This is a genomic window from Cellulomonas timonensis (assembly GCF_900046455.1).
GTDB classification, from domain to species: Bacteria; Actinomycetota; Actinomycetes; order Actinomycetales; family Cellulomonadaceae; genus Cellulomonas_A; species Cellulomonas_A timonensis.
In genome coordinates, this window is record NZ_FCOT01000007.1 from 20360 (window position 1) to 42698 (window position 22339).

General features: G+C 71.7%; 22 protein-coding genes and 1 tRNA gene. 13 read left to right on the top strand and 10 right to left on the bottom strand.

Translation table 11 applies throughout. The annotated features are described in order from the left end of the window. The first annotated feature begins 41 nt into the window (after positions 1–41). Positions 42–1022: an NAD(+) diphosphatase gene (nudC, locus tag BN3788_RS00180; protein WP_066581564.1), complete on the top strand. Its 981-nt coding sequence runs from the start codon at positions 42–44 to the stop codon at positions 1020–1022. 12 nt (positions 1023–1034) lie between these two features. Here the strand turns inward: nudC and BN3788_RS00185 are convergent, their stop codons facing one another. Beyond that, positions 1035–1295: a mycoredoxin gene (locus tag BN3788_RS00185; RefSeq protein ID WP_066581566.1), complete on the bottom strand. Its 261-nt coding sequence runs from the start codon at positions 1293–1295 to the stop codon at positions 1035–1037. A 156-nt stretch (positions 1296–1451) separates the two neighbouring features. On the opposite strand from BN3788_RS00185, the gene BN3788_RS00190 reads away from it, so the two are divergent. The 3 genes from BN3788_RS00190 to BN3788_RS00195 all read left to right on the top strand — a co-directional run bounded on the left by BN3788_RS00190 (position 1452) and on the right by BN3788_RS00195 (position 4353). Beyond that, positions 1452–3464, top strand: coding sequence for an ATP-dependent helicase (locus BN3788_RS00190; RefSeq protein ID WP_066581569.1), 2013 nt, complete (start codon positions 1452–1454; stop codon positions 3462–3464). A 186-nt stretch (positions 3465–3650) separates the two neighbouring features. After that, positions 3651–3848 (top strand): hypothetical protein, encoded by a 198-nt coding sequence (locus BN3788_RS19150; protein WP_147525018.1) that lies wholly within the window; start codon positions 3651–3653, stop codon positions 3846–3848. A gap of 151 nt (positions 3849–3999) precedes the next feature. After that, entirely contained in the window at positions 4000–4353 is a 354-nt protein-coding gene (locus tag BN3788_RS00195) for a WhiB family transcriptional regulator (protein ID WP_066581574.1), read from the top strand. A gap of 47 nt (positions 4354–4400) precedes the next feature. Here the strand turns inward: BN3788_RS00195 and BN3788_RS00200 are convergent, their stop codons facing one another. Together BN3788_RS00200 and BN3788_RS19430 are read right to left on the bottom strand one after the other, a co-directional pair. Next, a complete protein-coding gene (locus BN3788_RS00200) occupies positions 4401–5504 on the bottom strand; it encodes a ThiF family adenylyltransferase (RefSeq protein ID WP_066581577.1) in 1104 nt (367 codons plus the stop codon). Between the two features lie 174 nt (positions 5505–5678). Continuing rightward, positions 5679–5837, bottom strand: coding sequence for a DUF5679 domain-containing protein (locus BN3788_RS19430; protein WP_108723739.1), 159 nt, complete (start codon positions 5835–5837; stop codon positions 5679–5681). A 337-nt stretch (positions 5838–6174) separates the two neighbouring features. Between BN3788_RS19430 and BN3788_RS00205 the strand changes: the two genes are divergently transcribed. After that, positions 6175–6759, top strand: a complete 585-nt coding sequence (locus BN3788_RS00205; RefSeq protein WP_066581727.1) for a SprT-like domain-containing protein — start codon at positions 6175–6177, stop codon at positions 6757–6759. Between the two features lie 22 nt (positions 6760–6781). Here BN3788_RS00205 and BN3788_RS00210 read toward each other — a convergent pair whose 3' ends face one another. Next, a complete protein-coding gene (locus tag BN3788_RS00210) occupies positions 6782–8269 on the bottom strand; it encodes a zinc-dependent metalloprotease (protein WP_066581580.1) in 1488 nt (495 codons plus the stop codon). Positions 8270–8340: 71 nt separating this feature from the next. Here BN3788_RS00210 and BN3788_RS00215 point away from each other — a divergent pair, with 71 nt between their 5' ends. Further along, the gene (locus BN3788_RS00215) at positions 8341–9423 is read left to right on the top strand and encodes a Rossmann-fold NAD(P)-binding domain-containing protein (protein ID WP_066581581.1); all 1083 of its coding nucleotides are present in this window, start codon (positions 8341–8343) and stop codon (positions 9421–9423) included. A 46-nt stretch (positions 9424–9469) separates the two neighbouring features. Continuing rightward, positions 9470–10582 (top strand): YlbL family protein, encoded by a 1113-nt coding sequence (locus BN3788_RS00220; protein ID WP_066581583.1) that lies wholly within the window; start codon positions 9470–9472, stop codon positions 10580–10582. Positions 10583–10617: 35 nt separating this feature from the next. On the opposite strand, the gene BN3788_RS00225 is transcribed toward BN3788_RS00220, so the two are convergent. Beyond that, positions 10618–11169 (bottom strand): PPA1309 family protein, encoded by a 552-nt coding sequence (locus BN3788_RS00225; RefSeq protein ID WP_066581584.1) that lies wholly within the window; start codon positions 11167–11169, stop codon positions 10618–10620. 124 nt (positions 11170–11293) lie between these two features. Here BN3788_RS00225 and BN3788_RS00230 point away from each other — a divergent pair, with 124 nt between their 5' ends. Next, positions 11294–14287 (top strand): UPF0182 family membrane protein, encoded by a 2994-nt coding sequence (locus BN3788_RS00230; protein ID WP_066581586.1) that lies wholly within the window; start codon positions 11294–11296, stop codon positions 14285–14287. 125 nt (positions 14288–14412) lie between these two features. Further along, positions 14413–14486: transfer RNA gene (locus tag BN3788_RS00235), tRNA-Met, on the top strand. A gap of 68 nt (positions 14487–14554) precedes the next feature. On the opposite strand, the gene BN3788_RS00240 is transcribed toward BN3788_RS00235, so the two are convergent. After that, the gene (locus BN3788_RS00240; protein ID WP_066581589.1) at positions 14555–14980 is read right to left on the bottom strand and encodes a VOC family protein; all 426 of its coding nucleotides are present in this window, start codon (positions 14978–14980) and stop codon (positions 14555–14557) included. A gap of 114 nt (positions 14981–15094) precedes the next feature. Between BN3788_RS00240 and BN3788_RS00245 the strand changes: the two genes are divergently transcribed. The 4 genes from BN3788_RS00245 to BN3788_RS00260 all read left to right on the top strand — a co-directional run bounded on the left by BN3788_RS00245 (position 15095) and on the right by BN3788_RS00260 (position 18802). Then, positions 15095–16054 carry a helix-turn-helix transcriptional regulator gene (locus BN3788_RS00245; RefSeq protein ID WP_066581592.1) on the top strand — a complete coding sequence of 320 codons (960 nt, stop codon included), beginning with the start codon at positions 15095–15097 and terminating at the stop codon, positions 16052–16054. Positions 16055–16306: 252 nt separating this feature from the next. Next, positions 16307–18067, top strand: a complete 1761-nt coding sequence (locus BN3788_RS00250) for an AAA family ATPase (RefSeq protein WP_159066833.1) — start codon at positions 16307–16309, stop codon at positions 18065–18067. A 170-nt stretch (positions 18068–18237) separates the two neighbouring features. Next, positions 18238–18468: a ribbon-helix-helix domain-containing protein gene (locus BN3788_RS00255; RefSeq protein ID WP_066581598.1), complete on the top strand. Its 231-nt coding sequence runs from the start codon at positions 18238–18240 to the stop codon at positions 18466–18468. Next, a complete protein-coding gene (locus tag BN3788_RS00260) occupies positions 18455–18802 on the top strand; it encodes a type II toxin-antitoxin system PemK/MazF family toxin (RefSeq protein WP_066581600.1) in 348 nt (115 codons plus the stop codon). Before BN3788_RS00255 ends, BN3788_RS00260 begins: the two co-directional genes overlap by 14 nt. A gap of 112 nt (positions 18803–18914) precedes the next feature. Here BN3788_RS00260 and dhaK read toward each other — a convergent pair whose 3' ends face one another. The 4 genes from dhaK to BN3788_RS00280 are packed head-to-tail and all read right to left on the bottom strand — an operon-like array spanning position 18915 to position 22297. Continuing rightward, the gene (dhaK, locus tag BN3788_RS00265) at positions 18915–19910 is read right to left on the bottom strand and encodes a dihydroxyacetone kinase subunit DhaK (RefSeq protein WP_082812448.1); all 996 of its coding nucleotides are present in this window, start codon (positions 19908–19910) and stop codon (positions 18915–18917) included. A gap of 37 nt (positions 19911–19947) precedes the next feature. After that, complete coding sequence (gene dhaL / locus BN3788_RS00270; RefSeq protein ID WP_066581602.1) at positions 19948–20598, bottom strand: dihydroxyacetone kinase subunit DhaL; 651 nt, start codon at positions 20596–20598, stop codon at positions 19948–19950. Positions 20599–20600: 2 nt separating this feature from the next. Next, positions 20601–21416 carry an HAD-IA family hydrolase gene (locus tag BN3788_RS00275; protein WP_066581604.1) on the bottom strand — a complete coding sequence of 272 codons (816 nt, stop codon included), beginning with the start codon at positions 21414–21416 and terminating at the stop codon, positions 20601–20603. Continuing rightward, complete coding sequence (locus tag BN3788_RS00280; protein ID WP_066581606.1) at positions 21413–22297, bottom strand: class II fructose-bisphosphate aldolase; 885 nt, start codon at positions 22295–22297, stop codon at positions 21413–21415. Before BN3788_RS00280 ends, BN3788_RS00275 begins: the two co-directional genes overlap by 4 nt. Between the last annotated feature and the right edge of the window lie 42 nt (positions 22298–22339).

Sequence of the window (22339 nt, forward strand, 5' to 3'; positions counted from 1 at the left end):
CGTGTCGTGAACCTCCTGCGAGGTCCGCGTACCGTGACGGGGTGAATGCTGCCGAGCTCCCCCTGGCCCGGATCCGCACTGACCGGGCGGCAGACGTCAGGTCGCGCCCCGGTCTGATGGCCTCGTTGTTGACCGATCCGGCCACCCGCGTGCTGTTGGTGCACGCCGGCTCGGTGGCCACCCGCCCCGGCCCGGACGGCCGCCCCGAGCTGACCTTGTTCGGCGCCGGCGAGGCGGCGCTGCGGGCCCCGGGCGGCCGCCTGCCGGAGGGCTGGGTGTTCCTCGGGTATGACGACGCCGACGGCCTGCCGGGCCTCGCGCCGCATGAGACCCGGCCCGAGGGCGCCACGCCCTACCTGGCCCGTCTGGTGCCCGACCGCGACACGGCGGTGCTGCTCCGCGGGGACCGGTGGACGCCGCTGCGCGATGTGGGCGTCGAGCTCTCGGCCCGCGACGCGGGGCTGGCCACCGCCGCTGTCGCCCTCGAGGGGTGGCACTCGCGGCATCCGCGCTGCCCGCGCTGCGGGGGCCTCACGCGGTCGGAGAGCGGCGGCTGGGGGCGCCGGGGCGGCGACGACGGCAGCGAGCACTATCCGCGCACCGACCCGGCGGTGATCATGGCCGTGGTCGACGAGCAGGACCGTCTGCTGCTGGGGCACGGCGCGCTGTGGCCGGAGAACCGGTTCTCGACGCTGGCCGGCTTCGTCGAGCCGGGGGAGTCCATCGAGCACGCGGTGCGCCGCGAGGTCCGCGAGGAGACGGGCGTCGTCGTGGGCGCCGTGGAGTACCGGGGAAGCCAGCCGTGGCCATTCCCGGCGTCGCTCATGCTCGGGTTCCGGGCGACGGCGCTGTCCACGGACATCACCGTCGACGGCCTGGAGGTCACCGAGGCCCGGTGGTTCGCCCGCCTGGAGCTGCGCGCGGCGGTGCGCTCGGGAGCCGTGCAGCTCCCGAGCCGCACGTCGATCGCCCGCGCCCTGATCGAGGACTGGTACGGCTCGGAGCTGCCCGAGCCGCTGTGACCCCGCCTGGCGTCAGTTGTTGAGCCGCGCCCGCACCTCGGCCAGCGACGGGTTCGTCGCGGAGCTGCCGTCGGGGAACAGCACAGTCGGGACCGTCTGGTTGCCGCCGTTGGCCTGCTCGACGAACGCCGCCGCGTCGGGGTGCTCCTCGATGTTGACCTCCGTGTAGCCGATCCCGACGGAGTCGAGCTGCGACTTGAGCCGCCGGCAGTACCCGCACCAGGTGGTCGAGTACATGGTGATCGTCCCGGCGTCGGGGGTCTGCGTGCTCATGCGTCCTCAGCTCTCTCTCGGGTGACGGCCCGCTCGGTGCGGCCGGGCCTGCCGCAGGTGAACGCCCTGGGCTGCCCGTTCTCTTCCCAGGCGCCTGGAGCCGGGCGTTGTGGGCGCGGCCCGGAGCGTCGGCGGGGGCTGAGACAATCGGTGGCGATGTCTGCTGATGATCTTCTCGAAGCCCTCGACCCCGACCAGCGTGAGGTGGCCCTCGCCCTGACGGGGCCCGTGTGCGTGCTCGCGGGCGCGGGAACCGGGAAGACGCGGGCCATCACGCACCGCATCGCGTATGGCGTCCGCACGGGTGTGTACCGGCCGACATCTGTGCTCGCCGTGACGTTCACCGCGCGCGCCGCGGGCGAGATGCGGACCCGCCTGCGCGACCTCGGCGTGGCCGGCGTGCAGGCCCGCACGTTCCACGCCGCGGCGCTGCGCCAGCTCGGGTTCTTCTGGCCGAAGGTCGTGGGCGGGGCGCCGCCACGCATCCTCGAGCACAAGGCGCCGGTGGTCGCGGAGGCGGCGCAGCGCCTGAACCTGTCCGTCGACCGGATCGGTGTGCGGGACCTCGCCTCCGAGATCGAGTGGTCGAAGGTCTCGCTCGTCACGCAGGACGACTACGTGCGGGCCGCCACCGCGCTGGACCGCCCGGCGCCTGCGGGGTTCGACCGGCAGGCCGTCGCGCGCCTGCTGGACGTCTACGAGCAGGTCAAGACGGAGCGCGGCGTCATCGACTTCGAGGACGTGCTGCTGTTGCTCGCGGCGCTGCTGGAGAGCCGCGGCGACGTGGCGGCGGAGGTCCGGGCGCAGTACAAGCACTTCGTGGTCGACGAGTACCAGGACGTCTCGCCGCTGCAGCAGTTCCTGCTCGACCAGTGGCTGGGCGGCCGCCAGGAGATCTGCGTCGTCGGCGACCCGAGCCAGACGATCTACTCGTTCACCGGCGCCACCCCGCACCACCTGCTCACGTTCTCCCACACCCGCCCGAAGGCGCAGGTCGTGCGGCTCGTGCGCGACTACCGCTCCACGCCGCAGGTCGTGGGGCTCGCGAACCGCTTGCTCTCGAAGGCGTCCCGCGGCCAGTCCGGCGCCCACGCGCCGCTCGAGCTCGTGGCGCACCGCCCTGCGGGGCCGCCGGTGGGCTACGTGGCCTACGACGACGACGACGCCGAGGCCGCCGGGATCGCCACCCGGATCGGACGGTTGATCGCCGCGGGCACGCGCCCGAGCGAGATCGCTGTGCTGTACCGCACGAACGCGCAGTCGGAGCCCTTCGAGCAGGCGCTCGCGTCCGCCGGGATCGGCTATCTGGTGCGCGGTGGCGACAGGTTCTTCGCCCGCCGGGACGTGCGGGACGCGATCCTGCTGCTGCGCGGCGCGGGCCGCGCTGCCGGGGCCGACGAGCCCATGCCGCAGCTCGTGCGGGATGTGCTGCTCGCCGTGGGCTGGGCGCCCGAGCCCCCGGCGGCTCGTGGCGCCGCCCGTGAGCGGTGGGACGCGATGCAGGCGCTGGTGGCGCTCGCGGACGACCTCGCGGCCACGGCTGAGCGGGAGGGCCGGCAGGCGATGCTCCCCGATCTCGTCGCCGAGCTCGACGAGCGCGCGGCGACGCAGCACGCGCCCACCGTCGAGGGCGTCACCCTGGCCTCGTTGCACGCCGCCAAGGGGCTGGAGTGGGACGCCGTGTTCCTCGCGGGCATGAGCGAGGGGCTGATGCCGATCTCGCTCGCGGAGACGGACGCGGCGATCGCCGAGGAGCGCCGCCTGCTGTACGTCGGCATCACCCGGGCCCGCGAGCACCTGGAGTTGTCCTATGCGCGAGCCCGGAACCCCGGCGGGCGGGCGTCGCGTCGGCGCACCCGCTTCCTGGACGGGCTGTGGACCGACGACAGGCAGTCGCCGCGGACGGGCCGGCCCTCGCGCGCCACGGCCGTCCCCGCCGACGTCGACCCCGAGCTCCTGTCCCGGTTGATGGAGTGGCGCGCGCTGGTCGCCACGGAGACCTCGAAGCCCACGTACACGGTGCTGAACGAGGCCGCGCTCATGGGCATCGCCGCCCAACGGCCGTCGACGATCGCCGAGCTCGCACGGGTCAACGGCATCGGCCCGGCCAAGATCGACAGGTTCGGGGCGACGCTCCTGGCCATCGTCGCGGGTGATTCGCCCAGGTGAGGAGGCCTTCCTCCCGGCCGGGTGGAGGTAGCAGGACCGCGACGAGAAACTCGTCGAGGAATTCGCGAATAAAAGAGTTGTGCCGCTTGATGAGCGACGCATAACCTGTCTGTCGTCCCTGTAGGAGGGCCGTGCCGAAGAGGCGCAGGCCCGAGTTGAGAGGAGGTGGGTGCCCTGATGGAGACCATGAAGCGCAACGCAATCGACACGATCGCGTACACGCCGCGTCCCGCTGCGCCCATCTCCGGCACGCCCCAGGGCTGGTCGGCACGTGGCGTCATCGCCCAGGGCTCCACGGTGCTTGCCGCTCGTGGCGTTCGGCGCCGCGCTGGCGCTCTCGCGGCTGCTGCCGGCGGCCCACTCGACTCCGCATTACTCACCTGACGGTCTGACTGACCGAACTCAGGCCGCGGAGTCCTCACACGGACACCGCGGCCTTCGTCTTTCCACCTGATGTCACAGGGGAGCGGCGCAGGTCCCGGAGGCTCCGGAACCTCGCATCACGCTCACCAGCTCGACACTTCAGGAGGACATCGTGCGGCTCACGACGCTGCTCGACACGGTGAACCAGGGCGGATCCGGCCCTTGGCCCCTCGCGCCCGTGCCCACCACCGCCGACGACCAGCAGCAGTTCGACCGGATGATCGCGGGCCTCATCCCGTGCCGCTCGAACGACCCGGAGCTCTGGTTCGCCGAGCAGACCGCCCAGGTCGAGCAGGCGAAGGCCATGTGCCGCGGCTGTCCGATCATCGAGGGCTGCCTCGCCGGCGCCCTCGAGCGCGCGGAGCCATGGGGAGTCTGGGGCGGGGAGGTCTTCGTCGCGGGGGCCGTCGTCGCGGTCAAGCGCGGTCGGGGACGCCCGCGCAAGGACGCGGCCCCGGCCGCCTGACGCCTGGCGCACATCTCCCGCGCCGCACGCCCACGGCACGGCCCGCCTCACCAGCGGCCGGCCGCCGGACCGCGTGCGGAGGCGGGTGCAGGGGGCACCGCAGGGGGCACCGCAGGGGCAGGGGGCAGGGAGGTGCATCCGCACTGCGGGTGCACCTCCCATCCGCGCGTCTGCGGCAGCACGTCGGGCATCGCCACCTCGACCGTGGCGCCCCGGGTGCGTGGCGTCCGCCCGTCCAGGTGGGCGAGCACCTCGGCGGCCGCGAGGGCGGCGCAGACGCCGGCGAGGACGCCCGGCTCGCCCGGCTCGCCCGGCGGCGGGGGCCCGCGCGGTCGCGCGGCGACGAGCTGCGCGGCGACGGTGGGCCACGCGGCGTCGACGTCGGCGCGGTGCAGGTCCAGGCAACGCAGGCATGGCCCCTCGCCGGGCACGACGAACGGCCCGACGCTGGCGTCCGCCTCGCGGAGCACCACCGACAGGTGCGTGGCGCCGCTCGCCACGAGTGCCACGGCCGTGGCGGGGTCAGCGGCCCCGCGCTCCACATGCAGGATCACGTCCGGGCGCTGCCCGGGCGGCAGGGAGACCTCCACCTCGGGGGCGATGTCGCGCAGCGCGCGGGCCGCGGCGGAGAGGCGTCGCCCGCCGACGTCGCTCACCCGGTACCCGGAGGCGCCCACATCCAGCGACGTCACCCACGAGTCGTCGTCGAGCAGGATGGTCCCCACCCCGGACGCCGCGAGTGTCAGTGCCGCGCCCAACCCGGTGCGACCGAGGCCGACGACCCCGACCGACCGCCCCGCGCGAGCCCGCACCTGCGCGGCGCCATCGCCGTCGTCGCGTAGCAGCGTCCAGGCCTCGACCTCGGCGGAGGCGCCCGGTCGCAAGGGCGGCCCGGCCCGCCGTGGGCCGTCCGAGGTGACCTGGGCCGAGCGCAGCGCGTCCGCGAGCTCGCCGGCGCGGGCGGCGGAGACCCCGTGACGGCCCGCCTCCCGTCTCAGCAGGTCGAGGTCGCCGCCGTGCTCCAGCTCGAGCAGCAGGTCGACCTCCCGCGCGCCGAGGTCCACCAGTCGCACTGCCCACCGAGGGTCGGCGCCCACCTGCACCTCGGAAGGCCCACGGCGCAGCACGCGCAGTCCAGGACGCAGCCGCATGCGCTCTCCTCCGAGTCGTCGCCCGCACCAGGGCCCGCGTCCCGGGCCAAGTGGGCCCACCCTGGCACGCGGGGCGGCCTCAACAGCCGTCATCCACAGGGGTGCGGCACGCCCCAGACGCGAACGGGGCGCCGTCCCGGAGGACGGCGCCCCGTGGAGGCGTGGCGGAGGTGCTCAGGCCTTGCCGAGGATCCGGTTCAGCTTGGTGCCGCACACCGGGCAGATGCCCTTGGCCATCTTGCGGCCCGACTCGGAGACGACGACGTCACCCTCGGTCTCGCGCTTCTCCTTGCACTTCACGCAGTAGAACTCGCCCGTGTACTTCTCGGCCATGACAGATCTCCTCGCGATGTCTGGTCACCGGTGGCGGTTGGCGCAGGCCCGGCGGCCCGGCCGGTACTTGGGGGACCCCTCGGCGCGAGCAGGGCCACAGTAAACCGTGCGGTAGCCCGAGAAAGGCCGTTCCCGGAGGCGCGCCGAGCACGTCGCCCACCTGGAGTGTGACGAACCGCCTATCACCGCCCGCAACGGGCAGAACATGGTGAGTGGGGGCGCCTGGAGCGTCCTAACGGCTACGGTGCTGGTCGTGCAGCCGTCCAGCGAGCACCCAGCCAAGCAGGTGCGTCCCCGCGCCGGCCGAGCGCCCGACGTCGGGTCAGCCACGGCCGCGCTGTCCGACGCCCATGGCCCGGTCGAGGTGCGGCGGTCGCGCAAGAGGCTGCGGACGGTCACCGCCTACCGGGAGGGCGACCGCACCATCGTGGCGATCCCGGCGCGGTTCACCCGTGCGCAGGAGCGCGAATGGGTCGCGCGGATGCTCGCACGGCTCGCGAACCAGGAGCGCCGACGCCGGCCCTCGGACGCCGAGCTCATGCAGCGCGCGGTGGAGCTGTCCACCCGCTACCTCGCGGGCCAGGCGGAACCGGCCAGTGTGGTGTGGTCCTCGAACCAGGGGCGCCGCTGGGGATCGTGCACCCCGTCCGACCGGACGATCCGGATCTCCGACCGGCTGCGCGGCATGCCGAGCTGGGTGCTCGACTACGTGCTGCTGCACGAGCTGGCGCACCTGCTGCACGCGGGCCACGGTCCGGAGTTCTGGGCCGAGCTCGACGCCTATCCGCGCACGGCTCGGGCGCGCGGGTTCCTGGAGGGGTACTCGTACGGCGAGGAGCACGCCGAGGACCTCCGCGAGGGGCAGGTCCCGGCGGCCCCCGTCGCAGAGGACACCGAGCTCGAGGCGCGCGAGCAGAACTGACGCGCGGGCGACCGCGCGGGCCTCAGGCGCCCTGCGGCCCGCGGCCCTCTTGGGCGTCCGGGTCCGTCGGCTCGTCGTCCGGGGCGGATTCGGCGTCGGCGTCGGATTGCGCGGCCGCCTCCCCGAAGATCTCCGCCAGCGCACGGTCGACGTCGGCGTGCTCGTCGCTGCGCTCGGACCGGCGCCGCGCATAGCCCTGCGGGTCGTCGAGGTCGTCGGTGGTCGGCATGAGGTCCGGGTGCTCCCAGACCGCGTCGCGGGCCTCGGGGCCGCCGTCGGCCGTGATCGCGGCCCACAGTGCTGCCGCGTCCCGCGAGCGGCGGGGGCGCAGCTCGAGGCCGACCAGCGTCGCGAAGGTCTGCTCGGCGGGGCCGCCCGCGGCACGGCGGCGGCGGATCATCTCGCGCAGCGCCATCGCGTGGGGCAGATGCGGCAGGGCGGCGACGGAGGTCACCTCGTCGACCCAGCCCTCCACGAGCGCGAGCGCCGTCTCGAGGCGGGCCAGAGCGGCCTGCTGCTCGGGGGTGGTCTGCGGGGCGAAGACGCCACGTGAGATCGCGGCCTGCAGCGCGGCCGGGTCGGTGGGGTCGATCGAGCGGACCGCCTCGTCCAGGCTCTCCACGTCGATGCTGATGCCGCGCGCGTAGGCCTCGACGGCGCTGAGCAGGTGGCCTCGCAGCCAGGAGACGTGCGTGAACAGCCGGGCGTGGGCGGCCTCGCGCAGCGCGAGGAACAGCCGCACCTCGTCCACCGGGGCGTCGAGCCCCTCCGCGAACGCGTCCACATTGCTGGGGACGAGGGCCGTCGACGGCTCCCGCACGAGGGGGACGCCGATGTCGGTCAGCCCGAAGACCTCGCGGGAGAGCGTGCCGGAGGCCTGCCCGACCTGCATGCCGAACACCGCCGAGCCCAGCTGGTGGATGATCTGGCGCGGACCGGCGGCGTCGCCGAGCGGCCCCAGCGCGCGGGGCATGTCCGGCTCTGCCTCGTCGGGCAGCGTGTCGGCCAGGGCTCCGGCGAGCGCCTCCGTCAGCGAGGAGGCGATGGGCTCCGTGAGGTTGCGCCAGGCCGGCAGGGTCAGCTCCACCCATTCGGAGCGGCTCAGGGCGCGGGCTGGGCCGCCGCTGGGCGGCAGCTCGGTCGCGGCGTCGAGCCACAGCTCGGCGACGGACAGGGCCTCGGTGGCCTGACGGGTCTGCTGCGACGTGAGGGACGGGTCGCCCTCGGCGACGGCCGCCTGGCGGGCGACGTCATGCGCGAGGTCCCAGTTCACCGGGCCGTCGCCGGATGCGGCGAGCAGGCGCTGCACCTGGGCGAGCACCTGTCCGAGGAGCTGGGGATCGTTCGGCAGCCCGGAGGCGGCGGCCAGCGCGGCGGGGTCCATGCCCTGGGCGCGGAGCTGGCGCAGGGCCTCCTCGGAGTCGGATCCGAACATCTGGCGCAGGAGCTGTTCCCACTCGGGCGCGCCTTCACCTTCGGGGAAGGGACCGGCGGGGCGTTCGCTGCTCATCGGCGTGCTCCTGGGACGATGGGCTGAGGTGTCCGTCAACGGTAACCACACCCCGCAAGGATCGAGGGACGGTGCAGGCACAGGTTCGCTCAGGGCGCAGCCTCGCCGATGACGCGCGGGAGGCCCCGCGCGAGGTCGTCGTCGTGGGCCACGGGCCCGTGGCCGTCGGCGTCGCGGCGGTGCTCTCGGCGCGGCTCTCCGCGCGCTCGGGCGGCGTCGTCCGGATGCTCGACGCTGCCCCTGACGATGAGCCTGGCGCCGCGTTCGCGGGGGCGGACGCCGTCGTCCTGGCCTCCCACACCGGCGACCTCGGAGCGGCGCTCACGGAACCGTCGGCCGAGCGCCGCGCCGCCGCGGTGGCCGACGCCGAGCGGGTGCTGGCCGGCGCCCGAGCCGCCCGCGTCCCGCAGGTTGTGGCGATCACGTCCGCGATGGTCCACGGGGCCGCCCCGCAGCAGCCGCCGTTGCCCGAGGACGCGCCGCTGATCAGCGCGGCCGAGGCCGGCGACGGCGTGGTGGGCGACCTGCTGGCCGTCGAGGCGGTGCTGGCCCGGGCCGCACGGCGACGCGGCGGTCCGCGGGGGACGGGGCGGCGCCCCGCACCGATCGGCGGGCCCGCCGTCGACACGATGCTCCCCCGCCACTTCGAGGCGCCCCGGCTGCTGACGGTGCGCGGCGTCGAGCGTGAGTGGCAGTTCACGCATGTGGACGACCTCGGCTCGGCGGTGGCGCTCGTGGTCGACCAGCGGCTGCGTGGGCCGTTCACCGTCGGCCACCCCGACGTGCTCACCGCGCGCGAGGTCGAGGCTGCCGCGGGGATGCGCCGCATCGAGCTGGCCGCCGTCACCGCGTTCGGCACGGCCGAGCGCCTGCACCGGGTGGGCGCGCTGCCCGCCCCCGCCGCCGAGCTCGCCTACACCGTCTACCCGTGGACCGTCACCGGCGCCGGGCTGCTCGCCGCCGGGTGGGAGCCGCGCTGGTCGGCGGCGCAGTGCGTCGACGCGCTGCTCGAGGGCGTGCAGGGCCGCACCGCGCTCGCGGGCCGCAGGCTCGGAGCCCGGGACGCGGCGGCCGTCGGCGCGGCGGGCGCCGCCGTCGCGATGATCGGCACGGCAGCGGTGTGGCGCAGGGCGCGGGCCCGCCGCCGTCCCTGACCGTCTCGACCGCCGGGCTCACGGGTGCGTGGGGGATGATGTGCCGGTGCATGACGAGCCCACTCCCGCACCGGACGGCGTGACCGGCCTGGCGAACGACGGCCCGGCCGCGCCCAGCAACCGGTCCATCACCCTGTCCGTGACGATGCTGGCCTCCGCCGTCCTGCTGGCGGTGCTGGCCCTGCTGCCCGCGCCCTACGCCGTGAGCTCGCCCGGGCCCACCCGCGACACGCTGGGCGAGCACGCGGGGGAGCCGCTCATCACCATCTCCGGCGCCGAGACCTACAACGCGACGGGCGAGCTGCTGCTGACGACCGTGTCCACCACGGGTCGGCCGGGCTACCCGTCGAACCTGCTGAGCGTGGTGACCGGCTGGTTCCAGGGCGCCACGGCCGTGCGGCCCGTCGAGCTGGTGTTCCCGCCCGACGTCTCGCAGGACGAGTTCGATCAGAGCAACGAGGCGGCGATGGTCTCCTCGCAGGAGAACGCCACGGTCTCGGCCCTCGAGGAGCTCGGCTACGAGGTGCCGGCCACGATGACCATCGCCGGCACCACCGAGGACAGCGGCGCCGCGGGGATCGTGCAGGAGGGCGACGTGCTGGTCTCGATGGACGGCGAGCCGCTCACCACCTACTCGCAGCTCGTGGACCGGCTCTTCGCGACGGAGCCGGGCTCCACGGTGCAGCTCGGCGTGCTGCGCGACGGCCAGCCCGTCGACCTCGAGGTCGTCACCGCGGAGCGCGAGGGCGGCGGCAGCCAGCTCGGGGTGTACATCGACCCGCAGTTCGACCTGCCGGTGGACGTGTCCATCAAGATCGACGACATCGGCGGCTCGAGCGCCGGCACCATGTTCGCGCTGGGGATCATCGACAAGCTCACGCCCGAGGACGAGGCGAACGGCGCGATCATCGCGGGCACCGGCACCATGGACTCCGTGGGCCGCGTCGGCGCCATCGGCGGCATCCAGCAGAAGCTCGCGGGCGCCCGCCGCGACGGCGCCGAGTGGTTCCTGGCGCCCGCCGCGAACTGCGACGAGGTCGTCGGGCATGTGCCGGACGGCCTGCGGGTGGTGAAGGTCGAGACCCTGCACGAGGCGCGCGAGGCGGTCGTCGCGATCGGCGCGGGGCAGGGCGACGACCTGCCGACGTGCGGCTCCTGAGCTGAGGCCGCGGCTCACGCCCGCGGGCGGCTAGCTCACTCCAGCGTGGAGCGCAGCGCCTCCACCAGGCCGGGCACCACGTCCGAGCCCTCGCCGACCGCGTCATCGGAGTCGTTCGCCCGGGTGCGGACCGCGCACCAGGACGGGCCGTCGCGCAGCACGCCCACGGCGATGCGCACGTCCTGGCGGTCCGGGTGGCCCATGAGGTAGGCGAGCGCCTCGTCGGGGTCGGCGGGCATGCCCTCCTCGGCGGCCGGGGGCAGCACGACGCGCTCGACGGTCACCGCGGCGCCGTCCACCGTCGGCGGCCACGTGATGCCGCCCAGCAGCTCCTCGAGGTCCTCGGCCGCGGGCAGACCCTCCTGCTCCACCGACGTCAGGTGCTGCGGCTCGTCGGCCGCACGGGCCACCACCTCGGCGGGGAGCTGCTCCGCGAGGCCCGGCTCGGCCTCCAGGGCCTGGGCGGTGCGGACGAGCGCGAAGACGCGGGCCGGCCCGTCCCACCCACCGGTGGCGACGTGGCGCTCGATCTCGCGGACCGCGTCGGCGAGCGCGAGCTGGGTAGCGACGGGAGAGGCGTCAGTCATAGAGCCATCGTCCCATCTTCGCGTGGGAGCCTATGTGCGGGGCCATGGGAACCTGTGGGCCGCCTGGGTCGTTCACGGAGCAACGTGCACACCCGACTCAGCTGACGACGAGGACCTTGATCCAGTGACTTTCGCTCATCCGCCCACCCGCCCGGGTCGACCTCATCCGCCACGGGAGCGCCGTGGACCACTGGTCCCCACGGTCATCGTGCTGGCTGTGCTGGTGGTCCTCCTGTTGATCGCCGCCAACGTCTGGACCGAGTTCCTCTGGTTCCAGCAGCTCGGCTACGTCGAGGTCATCCGCACCGAGTGGGGCTCGCGCCTGGTGCTGTTCCTGCTCGGCTTCCTGGTGATGGGCGGCGTGGTCTTCGCGAGCCTGCGGTTCGCCTACCGCTCGCGCCCGGTGTACGCGCCGTCCACGCAGGAGCAGGCGAACCTCGACCAGTACCGCGAGGCCATCGAGCCGCTGCGCCGCGTCGTGATGATCGCCGCGCCCGCCGTGCTCGGGCTGTTCGCGGGCGGCGCCGCCTCGCAGCAGTGGGCCACCATCCAGCTCTGGATGAACAGCGTCCACGTCGGCAAGACGGACCCGCAGTACGGGATGGACCTGTCGTTCTACCTGTTCACGCTGCCGGGCCTGCGGTTCATCGTGTCCTTCCTGATGGCCGTGGTGATCCTGGCCGGCATCGCGGGCGTCGCCACGCAGTACCTCTACGGCGGCCTGCGGATCGGCGGCGCGGCGCACGGCGCCCGCACCACGCGCGCGGCACGCATCCAGGTCTCGGTGACCGGCGCGGCGCTCATGCTGCTCATCGCCGCGAACTACTGGCTCGACCGGTACTCCGTGCTGACCCGTGAGGGCGACAAGTTCGAGGGCGCGTCGTTCACCGACGTCAACGCCGTCATCCCCGCCAAGGGCATCCTCGCGGGCGTCGCCGTGTTCGTGGCGATCCTGTTCATCGTGACGGCTGTGCGCGGCACGTGGCGCCTGCCGGCGATCGGCGTCGGGCTGATGGTGGTCTCCGCGATCGCCGTGGGCGGCGTCTACCCGGCCATCGTCCAGCGCTTCCAGGTGACCCCGAACCAGCAGGACGCCGAGGCGGAGTTCATCCAGCGCAACATCGACGCGACGCTCGACGCCTTCGCGCTCGACGGCGTGGAGGTCTCCGAGTACGACGCCGAGGTCACCGCCGAGAAGGGCGCGCTGCGCTCTGACGCGGACACGACGGCGTCCATCCGACTCCTGGACCCGCAGATCGTCAGCCCGTCGTTCAAGCAGCTCCAGCAGAACAAGGGCTACTACTCCTTCGCGGACACGCTGTCCGTGGACCGGTACACGATCAACGACGAGAGCCGCGACACCGTGATCGCCGTCCGCGAGCTCGAGCTCAGCGGCATCAACGACGCGCAGCGCAACTGGATCAACGACCACACCGTGTACACGCACGGCTTCGGCGTGGTGGCCGCCTACGGCAACACGACCGGCGCCCGTGGCGCCCCCGCGTTCTGGGAGGGCGGCATCCCGTCCTCCGGCGAGATGGGGGAGTACGAGGAGCGGATCTACTTCAGCCCCAAGTCGCCCGACTACTCCATCGTCGGCTCGCCCGACAACCAGGAGTGGGAGCTCGACTACCCGGACGACTCGGCGCCGGGCGGCCAGGTGAACACCAGCTTCCCGACTGACGAGGTCGACGCCGGCCCGAGCATCGGCACGCCGCTCAACCAGTTGCTGTACGCGATCAAGTTCGGCTCCGAGCAGATCGTGTTCTCCGACCGGGTGACCGACGAGTCGCAGATCCTCTACGACCGCGACCCGCGCACCCGCGTGGAGAAGGTCGCCCCGTACCTGACCCTCGACGGCCGCGTGTACCCCGCGGTGGTCGACGGGCGCGTGGTGTGGATCGTGGACGGCTACACGACGTCCGACCAGTACCCGTACGCCGCGTCGCGCTCTCTCGAGGACGCCACGACGGACTCGCTCACGGCGCGCTCGGCCTCCATCGAGGCGCTCGAGCCGGAGAAGGTCAACTACATCCGCAACTCGGTGAAGGCCACCGTCGACGCCTACGACGGCTCGGTGAAGCTGTACGCGTGGGACACCGAGGACCCGGTGCTGCAGGCGTGGAACAAGGTGTTCCCGACGTCGCTGTCGTCCGTCGAGGACATCAGCAGCCAGCTGATGAGCCACATCCGCTACCCCGAGGACCTGTTCAAGGTGCAGCGGAACCTGCTCACCCGGTACCACGTGCAGGACGCCACCCAGTTCTTCTCCGGCGGTGACTTCTGGGCCAACCCGAACGACCCGACGCTCGGCGACCAGCAGGTGGCCCAGCCGCCGTACTACCTGACGTTGAAGATGCCGGACCAGGACGAGGCGACGTTCTCGCTGATGTCCACGTTCATCCCGGCCGGCACCAACCAGCGCAACGTGCTCACCGGCTTCTTGGCGGTCGACGCCGAGGCGGGAACCGAGGCCGGCAAGGTTGCGGAGGGCTACGGGAAGCTCCGGCTGCTCGAGCTGCCACGTGACTCGACGGTGCCCGGGCCCGGCCAGGTGAACAACAACTTCAGCGCCGACCCGACGGTCTCCCAGCAGCTCAACCTGCTGCAGCAGGCGAACTCCGCCGTCGTGCGTGGGAACCTGCTGACCTTGCCCGTCGGCGGCGGCCTGTTGTACGTGCAGCCCGTGTACGTGCAGTCCTCCAGCGGCACGCAGTTCCCGCTGCTGCAGCGGGTGCTCGTGGCCTTCGGCGACCAGATCGGGTTCGCCCCGACGCTGGACGAGGCGCTGGACCAGGTGTTCGGCGGCGACTCCGGCACCAATGCCGGAGACGTGGGCACCGACCCCGAGGCCGGCGTCGAGCAGCCCGTGCCCGAGGACGGCGCCACCGAGGCGCCGGCCCCCGAGCCGACGGCGACGCCCGAGCCGACGGACGCCCCCACCGGGGACGCCCGGGCGGCCCTCGACAAGGCGCTCGCCGACGCCAGCCAGGCCATGAAGGACGGTCAGGCGGCTCTGGCCGCAGGCGACTTCGCGGCGTACGGTGAGGCGCAGAAGCGGCTCGACACGGCGCTCTCGGCGGCGATCGCCGCAGAGCAGCAGCTCGACCAGGGCTAAGGCCCGAACGATGGGCGGCGCGGGGCGGTGGACGTATGAGCCACCGCCCCGCGGTGCGTCCGGGGCAGGGGCGCGGGACCCGATTTGGCTGTCGTCCCACCTGTGCCGTACTGTGAAGACACCGACGCGGGGTGGAGCAGCTCGGTAGCTCGCTGGGCTCATAACCCAGAGGTCGCAGGTTCAAATCCTGCCCCCGCTACTTGTGAAGTGGCAGTACAGAGGCCCTCTCGATCATCAGATCGAGAGGGCCTCTGTCGTTGGCGTAGGTCAGCTCGCGTCCCACTGGGCCTCGACGTCGAGGACCCACGTGACCCCGAAGCGGTCGGTGAGCATCCCGTACAGCGGCGCCCACGCGGCCGGGGCGAGCGGGACGGCGATGGTGGAGCCCTCGGCGAGCTTCTTCCAGTAGCCGGTGACCTCCTCGGCGTCGGCGCCCCGGACGGAGACGAAGAACGGGATCGTGCCGGGCTGCCAGGCGGTGTGGGAGGGCACGTCGTAGGCCATGACCCGGACGCCGGCGCCGGAGGCGACCTGGCCCCACATGATCTGGTCGGCCTCCTCGGCGGCGGTGACGGCTCCCGCGTCGGCGTAGGTGATGGCGGCGAGGTCGCCGCCGAAGACGGACTGGTAGAACTCCAGGGCGGCGCGGGCCTGGCCACGGAAGTTCAGGTGGGGCGTGACGTTGACGGACATGGATGGCTCCTGAGGTGGATGGGCTGCTGGGCCCCGAGGTTCTCGGGGCATGTCACCGAGACTTCCAGGAGTAGCGGCCAGATCCTGGCCTCTACTTCGACTACTTTGACGACCATGACGACGCCCACCTCCCGGCTGCTGCGACTGCTCTCGCTGCTGCAAACCCGGCGCGACTGGCCCGGCCAGGTGCTGGCAGAGCGCCTGGAGATCAGCCCGCGCACCGTGCGCCGGGACGTCGAGCACCTGCGCGAGCTGGGCTACCGGGTCACCGCCGTCAAGGGGCCCGACGGCGGGTACCGGCTCGACGCGGGCTCGGAGCTGCCCCCGATGCTGTTCGACGACGAGCAGGCCGTCGCCCTGGCGGTGGCGCTGCAGGCGACCTCGGTCAGCGGGATCGGGATCGACGAGGCGGCCGGCCGGGCGCTGGCCACCGTGCGGCAGGTGATGCCGGCCAGGCTGCGGCGGCGCATCGACTCCCTCGACGTCACAGCGGTGCCCGCCACCGGGGCGGCGCCGACCCCGACGGTCTCCCCGGACGTGCTGGTGGCCGTCAGCACCGCCATCCGCCAGCGGGAGGTCCTCGCCTTCGACTACGCGCCCGACGCGGCGGACCACCCCGCACGCCGGGTCGAGCCGCACCACGTGGTGACCTCGTCCGGGCGGTGGCACCTCGTGGCCTGGGACCTCGACAAGGGCGCGTGGCGGATCTTCCGCCTCGACCGCGTCCAGCCGCGAATGCCCACCGGGCGCCGGTTCACACGGCGGGAAGTGCCCGGCGGCGACGTCGCAGAGTATGCGGCCGCCAGGTTCAAGGGCTCCGACCAGGCGAACGCATGGCCCTGCGTCGGCGAGGTGACGCTGGCCCTGCCCGTCGGCGACGTGGCGCCGTTCGCCGGGGACGGCGTCGTGACCGACCTGGGCGACGGTCGCTGCCGGCTCACGGCAGGGTCGTGGTCGTGGGTGGCGCTCGCCGCCTCCCTCGGCAGGTTCGACGCCGACATTGAGGACGTCGCGCCGGCGGAGCTCGCCGTTGCATTCGGTGTCCTCGCCGAGCGCTACTCCCGCGCGACGTGACGCAGCAGCAACGCCTGAGACGTGCTCGAACCCGATGTCACGGGGACAACGCGATGCTGGCTATCTCGAGGGGCGTCTGAAGGCAACTTGGAAACCGCGCAGAGGACAGAGCCAAATCGCATCGGCCTTGCACTCGTCTGTCGGAGTGCGTGATTTCGCCGTGACCGTAACGACACGCCACCCAACTTGCTCCGTGGTCGAGCTGCTTCCTGCTAGCGTCCATGCGCCGGATGGAGGGCCATGATTGAGTCAGTGACTTTCAAGAGCTTCAAGCAATTCGCGGATGTCCGCATCCCCCTGCAGTCTGAGGGTCTCACCCTCGTCGCCGGCGGAAACAACGCGGGGAAGTCGAGCCTGCTTCACGGTTTGGCTGTTTGGGAATTCTGCCGCACGGTTGTGACAATGGAAAAAGGCGATGCTGCGATTCGTGTCGGCAGTCATCATCAGGGTCTGGGCCTTGGTGATGATGAATTCAGTCCGATCGCCCTGCCAAGTCTGAAGCATCTATGGACGAACTTGAAGACTCAGAAGACACCGTCCGACCCTGATGGGTACACTCTGCGGATTAGGTGCGAATGGGAGGATGAACTCCAGGCCGGGAAGCACCTGGAGTTTGGGCTTTCGCTCTCGAATGATCGCCTCTTTGTTCGTGCCACGTCCTCTAATCTTGAACGGGCCGACGGAGTGCCGCGAATGGCGTACCTTCCCCCGTTTGCCGGTATCACTGATCGCGAAACTAGAGTTACAAGAGCGGTGCGAACTCGGCGGATCGGCGAAGGTCTAGCTGGAGCTGTGCTTCGCAACATCGTTCTGGAGTTGCAGGAAGCGAATCAAGTGCGTCGTACCGTGCTCAGGGGCGACCGGTCGAAGATCTCCGATGCGGCTCTCAAGGTTCTGCGCGAAACTGACCCCTGGGAACTACTGCAGCAGGCGCTGAGGCAACAGTTCTCCGCCGAACTCATCGTTGAGCCATTTCGCGAGGAATATCACTCGTACATACGGGTCGACTTAGACAAAGGTGCGGTTGACGGCTATAAACTCAAGCGCCACGCCGGCTACAATCGGCGGGACCTTATGGTTGAAGGAAGCGGATTTCTGCAGTGGCTGAGTGTCTACGCGCTAGCGGCCTCCGGTGAGGTGGATGTTCTGCTTCTCGATGAGCCCGACGCGCACCTCCATCCGACACTGCAATCCCAACTCTTGGCGGCAGTGGCTGAACTGGCGAGAAAGACAAGCAAGCAAGTTCTAGTCGCGACGCACTCTGCGGAGATCCTCAAGGCGGCTGATCCGAGCGCGATCCTCGAGATACGACCCGGAGGAATTCATGCTAAGTATCTCGCGCAAGATCACCAGAAGGTTGGACTGCTGGCCGGAATCGGGTCTTCTTACGCACCCAGGATAGATCACCTGCGACGCACAAAGCGCCTCCTCTTTCTCGAGGGGTCCTCTGATGAGAGCATACTTGCTGCGACAGCAAAATCTCTCGGGAGGCGGTTCCCGGATGAGGTAACAATCTGGCAGACTTCGGCGTCCCACAAGGAGCGCCGTCAACTTTTCCGCGCGCTTCTAGAGGAGATTCCTGGGATCAGGGCTCTCAGTTTGCGCGATCGCGATGAGGCGCTGGTCGCTACGACGAGCCTCGACTTATCCGACAAGAGCGAGTCGCCCAGCCCGGAGTTTCGTGCCCTAAAATGGCGACGGCGACACATCGAGTGCTACTTGCTGCATCCCCAAGTGATTGCTCGCGTTGCGCACGTGTCGATCAACGATGTCTCGGATTGGTTAGCAAGCGAATTCGGACTAGCGATTTCCGCGACATACGTCGAATCGGACTGCCCCTCCGCGTTCGTTGATGTCGACGGGAAGTTTGTGCTCAGGTCCGCGATGAGCAGATTTGCGTGTTCGACCAAGAGCATGCCCATCACAGTGGCGAAGGCGATGTCCGCCGATGAAGTATGCGTCGATCTGCGAACGATGCTCGACATTGTGGATGAGTTCGTGGCTTCGGCATAACAGTGGGTGGCCCCCGTGCTTCGGGCTCTCACCCCGCCCCGACGGGTGCGCGCCGTCAGAACACCCGGTAGGCGACCTCCGGCGGAGCCGCGCAGCCGAGGTCCCTCGATCGAGGTTCTGGACCGGATGCTCGCGGCCCTCGAGCAGTATGACCGCGGTAGTATCACGGTATGAAGCTGAGTGTGAGCCTCCCGGACGAGGATGTGGCAGTCCTCGACGAGTACGCCAGGGCCACCGGCCTGCCGTCCCGTTCTGCGGCAGTGCGCCGTGCGGTCCAGATGCTGCGTGAGGTCGACCTCGAGGACGACTACGCCGCAGCGTGGAACGAGTGGGAGGCCTCGGGCGAGCGGGCAGCGTGGGACGGCGCCGTCGGGGACGGTCTCACCGATGCTCCGCGGTGAGATCAGGCTCACGGACTTGGATCCCACGGTCGGCAGTGAAACCGGGAAACGCCGCCCGGCGATCCTCGTGAGCAACGACCGCGCCAACGCGACAGCCGCACGCCTCGGGCGCGGAGTCGTGACCGTGGTGCCGGTGACCAGCAGCACCGCTCGCGTGTTCCGGTTCCAGGTGCTCCTTCCCAGCGCCCTGACCGGGCTGGACGTGGACTCCAAGGCCCAGGCGGAACAGGTGCGCTCCGTGTCCGTCGAGCGGATCGGCCCGGTGCTCGGCCGCGTCCCCGCGGGGCTGCTGGCCGAGCTCGACGGTGCGCTCCGGCTGCACCTCGACCTGTAGCGCTGCGTGGGGTCTCGCCTCTCGTCTCGCGCACGGACGCCGAGCGGCTCCGCGACATCTTGGAGTGCATCGACCGGATCGACCGTGCCGAAGCGACTGCTTCGAGCGGGAGTCAGAACACCCGGTAGGCGACCTCCGCCGGGGCCTCGAGGAGTCGCTCGATCTCGTCGTCGAGGCGGACCAGCGTGAGCGAGGCCCCGGCCATCTCGAGTGACGTGCAGTACTCGCCGACGTAGCTGCGGCCGATGGTGATGCCGCGGTCGGCGAGCTTCTGGTGGGCGATGCCGTACAGCACGTACAGCTCGGAGATGGGCGTGCCGCCGAGGCCGTTGATCATCAGCGCGACGCGGTCGCCCGACTCGTAGGGCAAGTCGGGGACGACGGCGCCGAGCAGCTCGTCGACGATCTCGTTCGCGGAGACCAGCTTGGCGCGTCGGCGGCCGGGCTCGCCGTGGATGCCGACGCCCACCTCGATCTCGTCGTCGGCGAGCTCGAAGAGCGGGGAGCCCTTGGCGGGCGGGGTGCAGGGGGTCAGGGCGATGCCCATGGAGCGGGTCACGGCGTTGACCTTCTCGCCGATGCGGATCCCCTCGTCGAGTCCCGCGCCGGCCTCGGAAGCCGCCCCGACGGCCTTCATCACGAAGAAGTTCCCGGCCACGCCGCGGCGGCCCACGGTGTACGTCGAGTCCTGCACCGCGACGTCGTCGTCGATGAAGAGGGTGCGGACCTTCATGCCGTCGGCCTCGCTCATCTCCTGCGCCATCTCGAAGGCCATACGGTCGCCGGTGTAGTTGTTGACCAGCAGCAGCACGCCCGCATCCGAGGCGAGGCGCTTGGCCGACTCGTAGACGTAGTCCATGGGCGGGGCGGCGAACACGTCGCCGGGACAGGCGCCGTCGAGCATGCCCCGCCCGACCATCATCACGTGGGCGGGCTCATGCCCGGACCCGGATCCCTGGAGGATGGAGACCTTGTCGTCACGGGGCGCGTCGGCCCGCATGATCAGGTTGTACGCCGGCTCGTAGCTCAGCGTGTCCGGGTTGGCGAGGGCGATGCCCCGGAGCATCTCGGGGACGAACTGCTGGGGGTCGTTGACGAACTTCTTCACGGCTTCCTCCACGGCACTGTGAGCGGATGGGTGCGGGTCAGGCCAACCCCGGCAGGTGGTCGGACCACTGTGCGGCGACCTGCTCGGCGATGACCGCCACAGCGAGGGCTCCCGCGTCGGGCGAGCCGATGCTGCGCTCGCCGGTGTAGGCGGCCCGGCCCCGCCTGGCCTGCAGCGCGCTCGTCGCCTCGGCGCTCGTGCGCGCGGCCAGGGCAGCGGCGTCGGCCACCTCCTGCGATGTGGACCCGTCGGCGATCCCCGCCGCGATGGCCTCGCGCAGCGGCACGAGGGAGTCGAGCAGGGTCTTGTCGCCCAGCGCCGCCCCGCCGCGCGCCTGGATCCCGGCCACGGCGCCGTCGAGCATTGCCAGCACCGCCACGCCGTCGAGGTCGTCCTGGCCGCGGATCGCGCTGGCGGCCCGCAGGAACGCGGTGCCCCAGAGGGGTCCGGACGTCCCGCCGATCCGCCCGGTGATGATCATCGCGATCTTCTGCAGGAACGTCGCCGCGTCGGTGCGGTCCAGGTCGTCCCAGTCGGCGAGGACGATCTCGAAGCCGCGGGCCAGGGAGTAGCCGAAGTCGCCGTCGCCCACCACGGAGTCGAGGTCGCCGAAGTACGTCTCGTTGTCGACGGCGGTCTGCGCGATGATCTGCACGACGTGCTCGATGCCGGCCAGGTCGACGGCCATCGTCACTCCTTCGCGGTCGTGGGGGTGGGAGACGGCAAGGTGTGCGCGAGGTCGAGGAGCCGGCTGAGGTCGGCGAGTGTGACCTCGTCCCCGATGCCCAGCCCGTACGGGTCGGCGAGAACCTGGGTGGGGGCGTCCGGTGGGTCGCCGAGGCTGCTGACCACGAGCGCGGCGCCGGTGAAGTCCTCGTCGCGGGTGTAGGCGCTCACGGTCACGACGGTGGCCAGGCCCGCGGCGAGCGCGGCGCGCAGCCCGTTGGCGCTGTCCTCGACGACCAGGGTGTCGTTGGGGTCGACGCCCATCCCGTCGAGCGCGAGCAGGTAGATGTCGGGCGCCGGCTTCTTGTGCGCGACGACGTCGCCGGCGAAGACGGCGAACCGCACGGCCAGTTCCGGGCCCACCGCGTGGTCGAGCACGGCGCGCACCGAGCGCTCGGCCGAGGTCGAGGCGACGCCGAGGGCCCACCCGGCGGCGGACGCCTCGGCGGCGATCCGGGCGATCCCGGGCCGCCCGGGCAGCGCTCCGGACTCGACCATCGCCACGTACGTCGACGTCTTGCGGCGGTGCCAGTCGGCGAGCAGCTCGCGTTGCGCGTCGGGGTCGGTGGGCAGCTCGGCGCGGGCCACCAGCTCGGGGGTCAGCAGGGCGGCCATCCGCTCCTTGCCGCCGCCGATGAGCACGAGGCGCGCGTACTCCTCCTCGCTCCACCGCACCGGCAGCCTCACCTCCGCGAACGTCGCGTTGAACGCAGGAAGGTGGCCGTCGCGCTCGGTGTCGGCGAGCACCCCGTCGCAGTCGAAGATCAGCGCCGGGCTCATGGCACTGCCGCCGCGACCCGCGCTGACTCGGCCTGGCCTGACGAGCCGAACGCGTCCAGGCGGCCCGCGACCTCGGCCTGCACGGCCGCGTGGATATCGCGGAACATCGTCGGGGGATCCCACTTGCCCGTCTCCTCGGCCCGGGCGGTGGCCGCCTGCGCGGCGCGCATGTACGCGACCTTGAGGCCCGTGGAGATGTTGATCTTCGAGACCCCCGCGTCGATGAAGGCGCGGAAGTCGGCGTCGGCCAGGCCCGTGCCGCCGTGCAGCACGATCGGCAGGTCGGTCAGCGTGGCCAGCTCGCGCGCCCGCTCGGGCAGCAGCACGGGCGCGCTCGTGTACAGGCCGTGCGCGGTGCCGAGCTGCGGTGCGAGCAGGTCGACGCCGGTGCGGCGGGCCACCTCGGCGAGCGTCTGGACCGTGTAGGCGTGCACCGACTCGTCGGAGCCGATGTCGTCCTCGACGCCCACGATGTTCTCGATCTCGGACTCCACGTCGCAGCCCGCCGCATGGGCTTGGAGCACGACCTCGGCAGTCTCCTGCTCCGCTTGCTCGAGGCCGCGGTCGGACGCGTCGAAGAGCACCGACGACCACCCGGCGGCCACGACCGATGAGATGACGTCCCGGTCGGGGCAGTGGTCCAGGTGGAGCGACACCGGGACCGGGACGTCACGCGCGGCCAGGCGGAACATGGTGGTGAGCAACTCGACGCCGATCGACCGCACCGTCTTGACCGACACCTGCACGATGAGCGGCGACGACCTGACGACTGCCGCGTCGACCGCCGCCCGCAGGCTCAGGTCGTCCAGGATGTTCACGGCGGCGACCGCATAGCCGTGGGCGCGGCCGTGCTCGGCGAGCTGTGCGGTCGAGGCGATCATGGGGCTGCTCCTCATCGAGTGCACCCGCGGGTCCGTGATGTC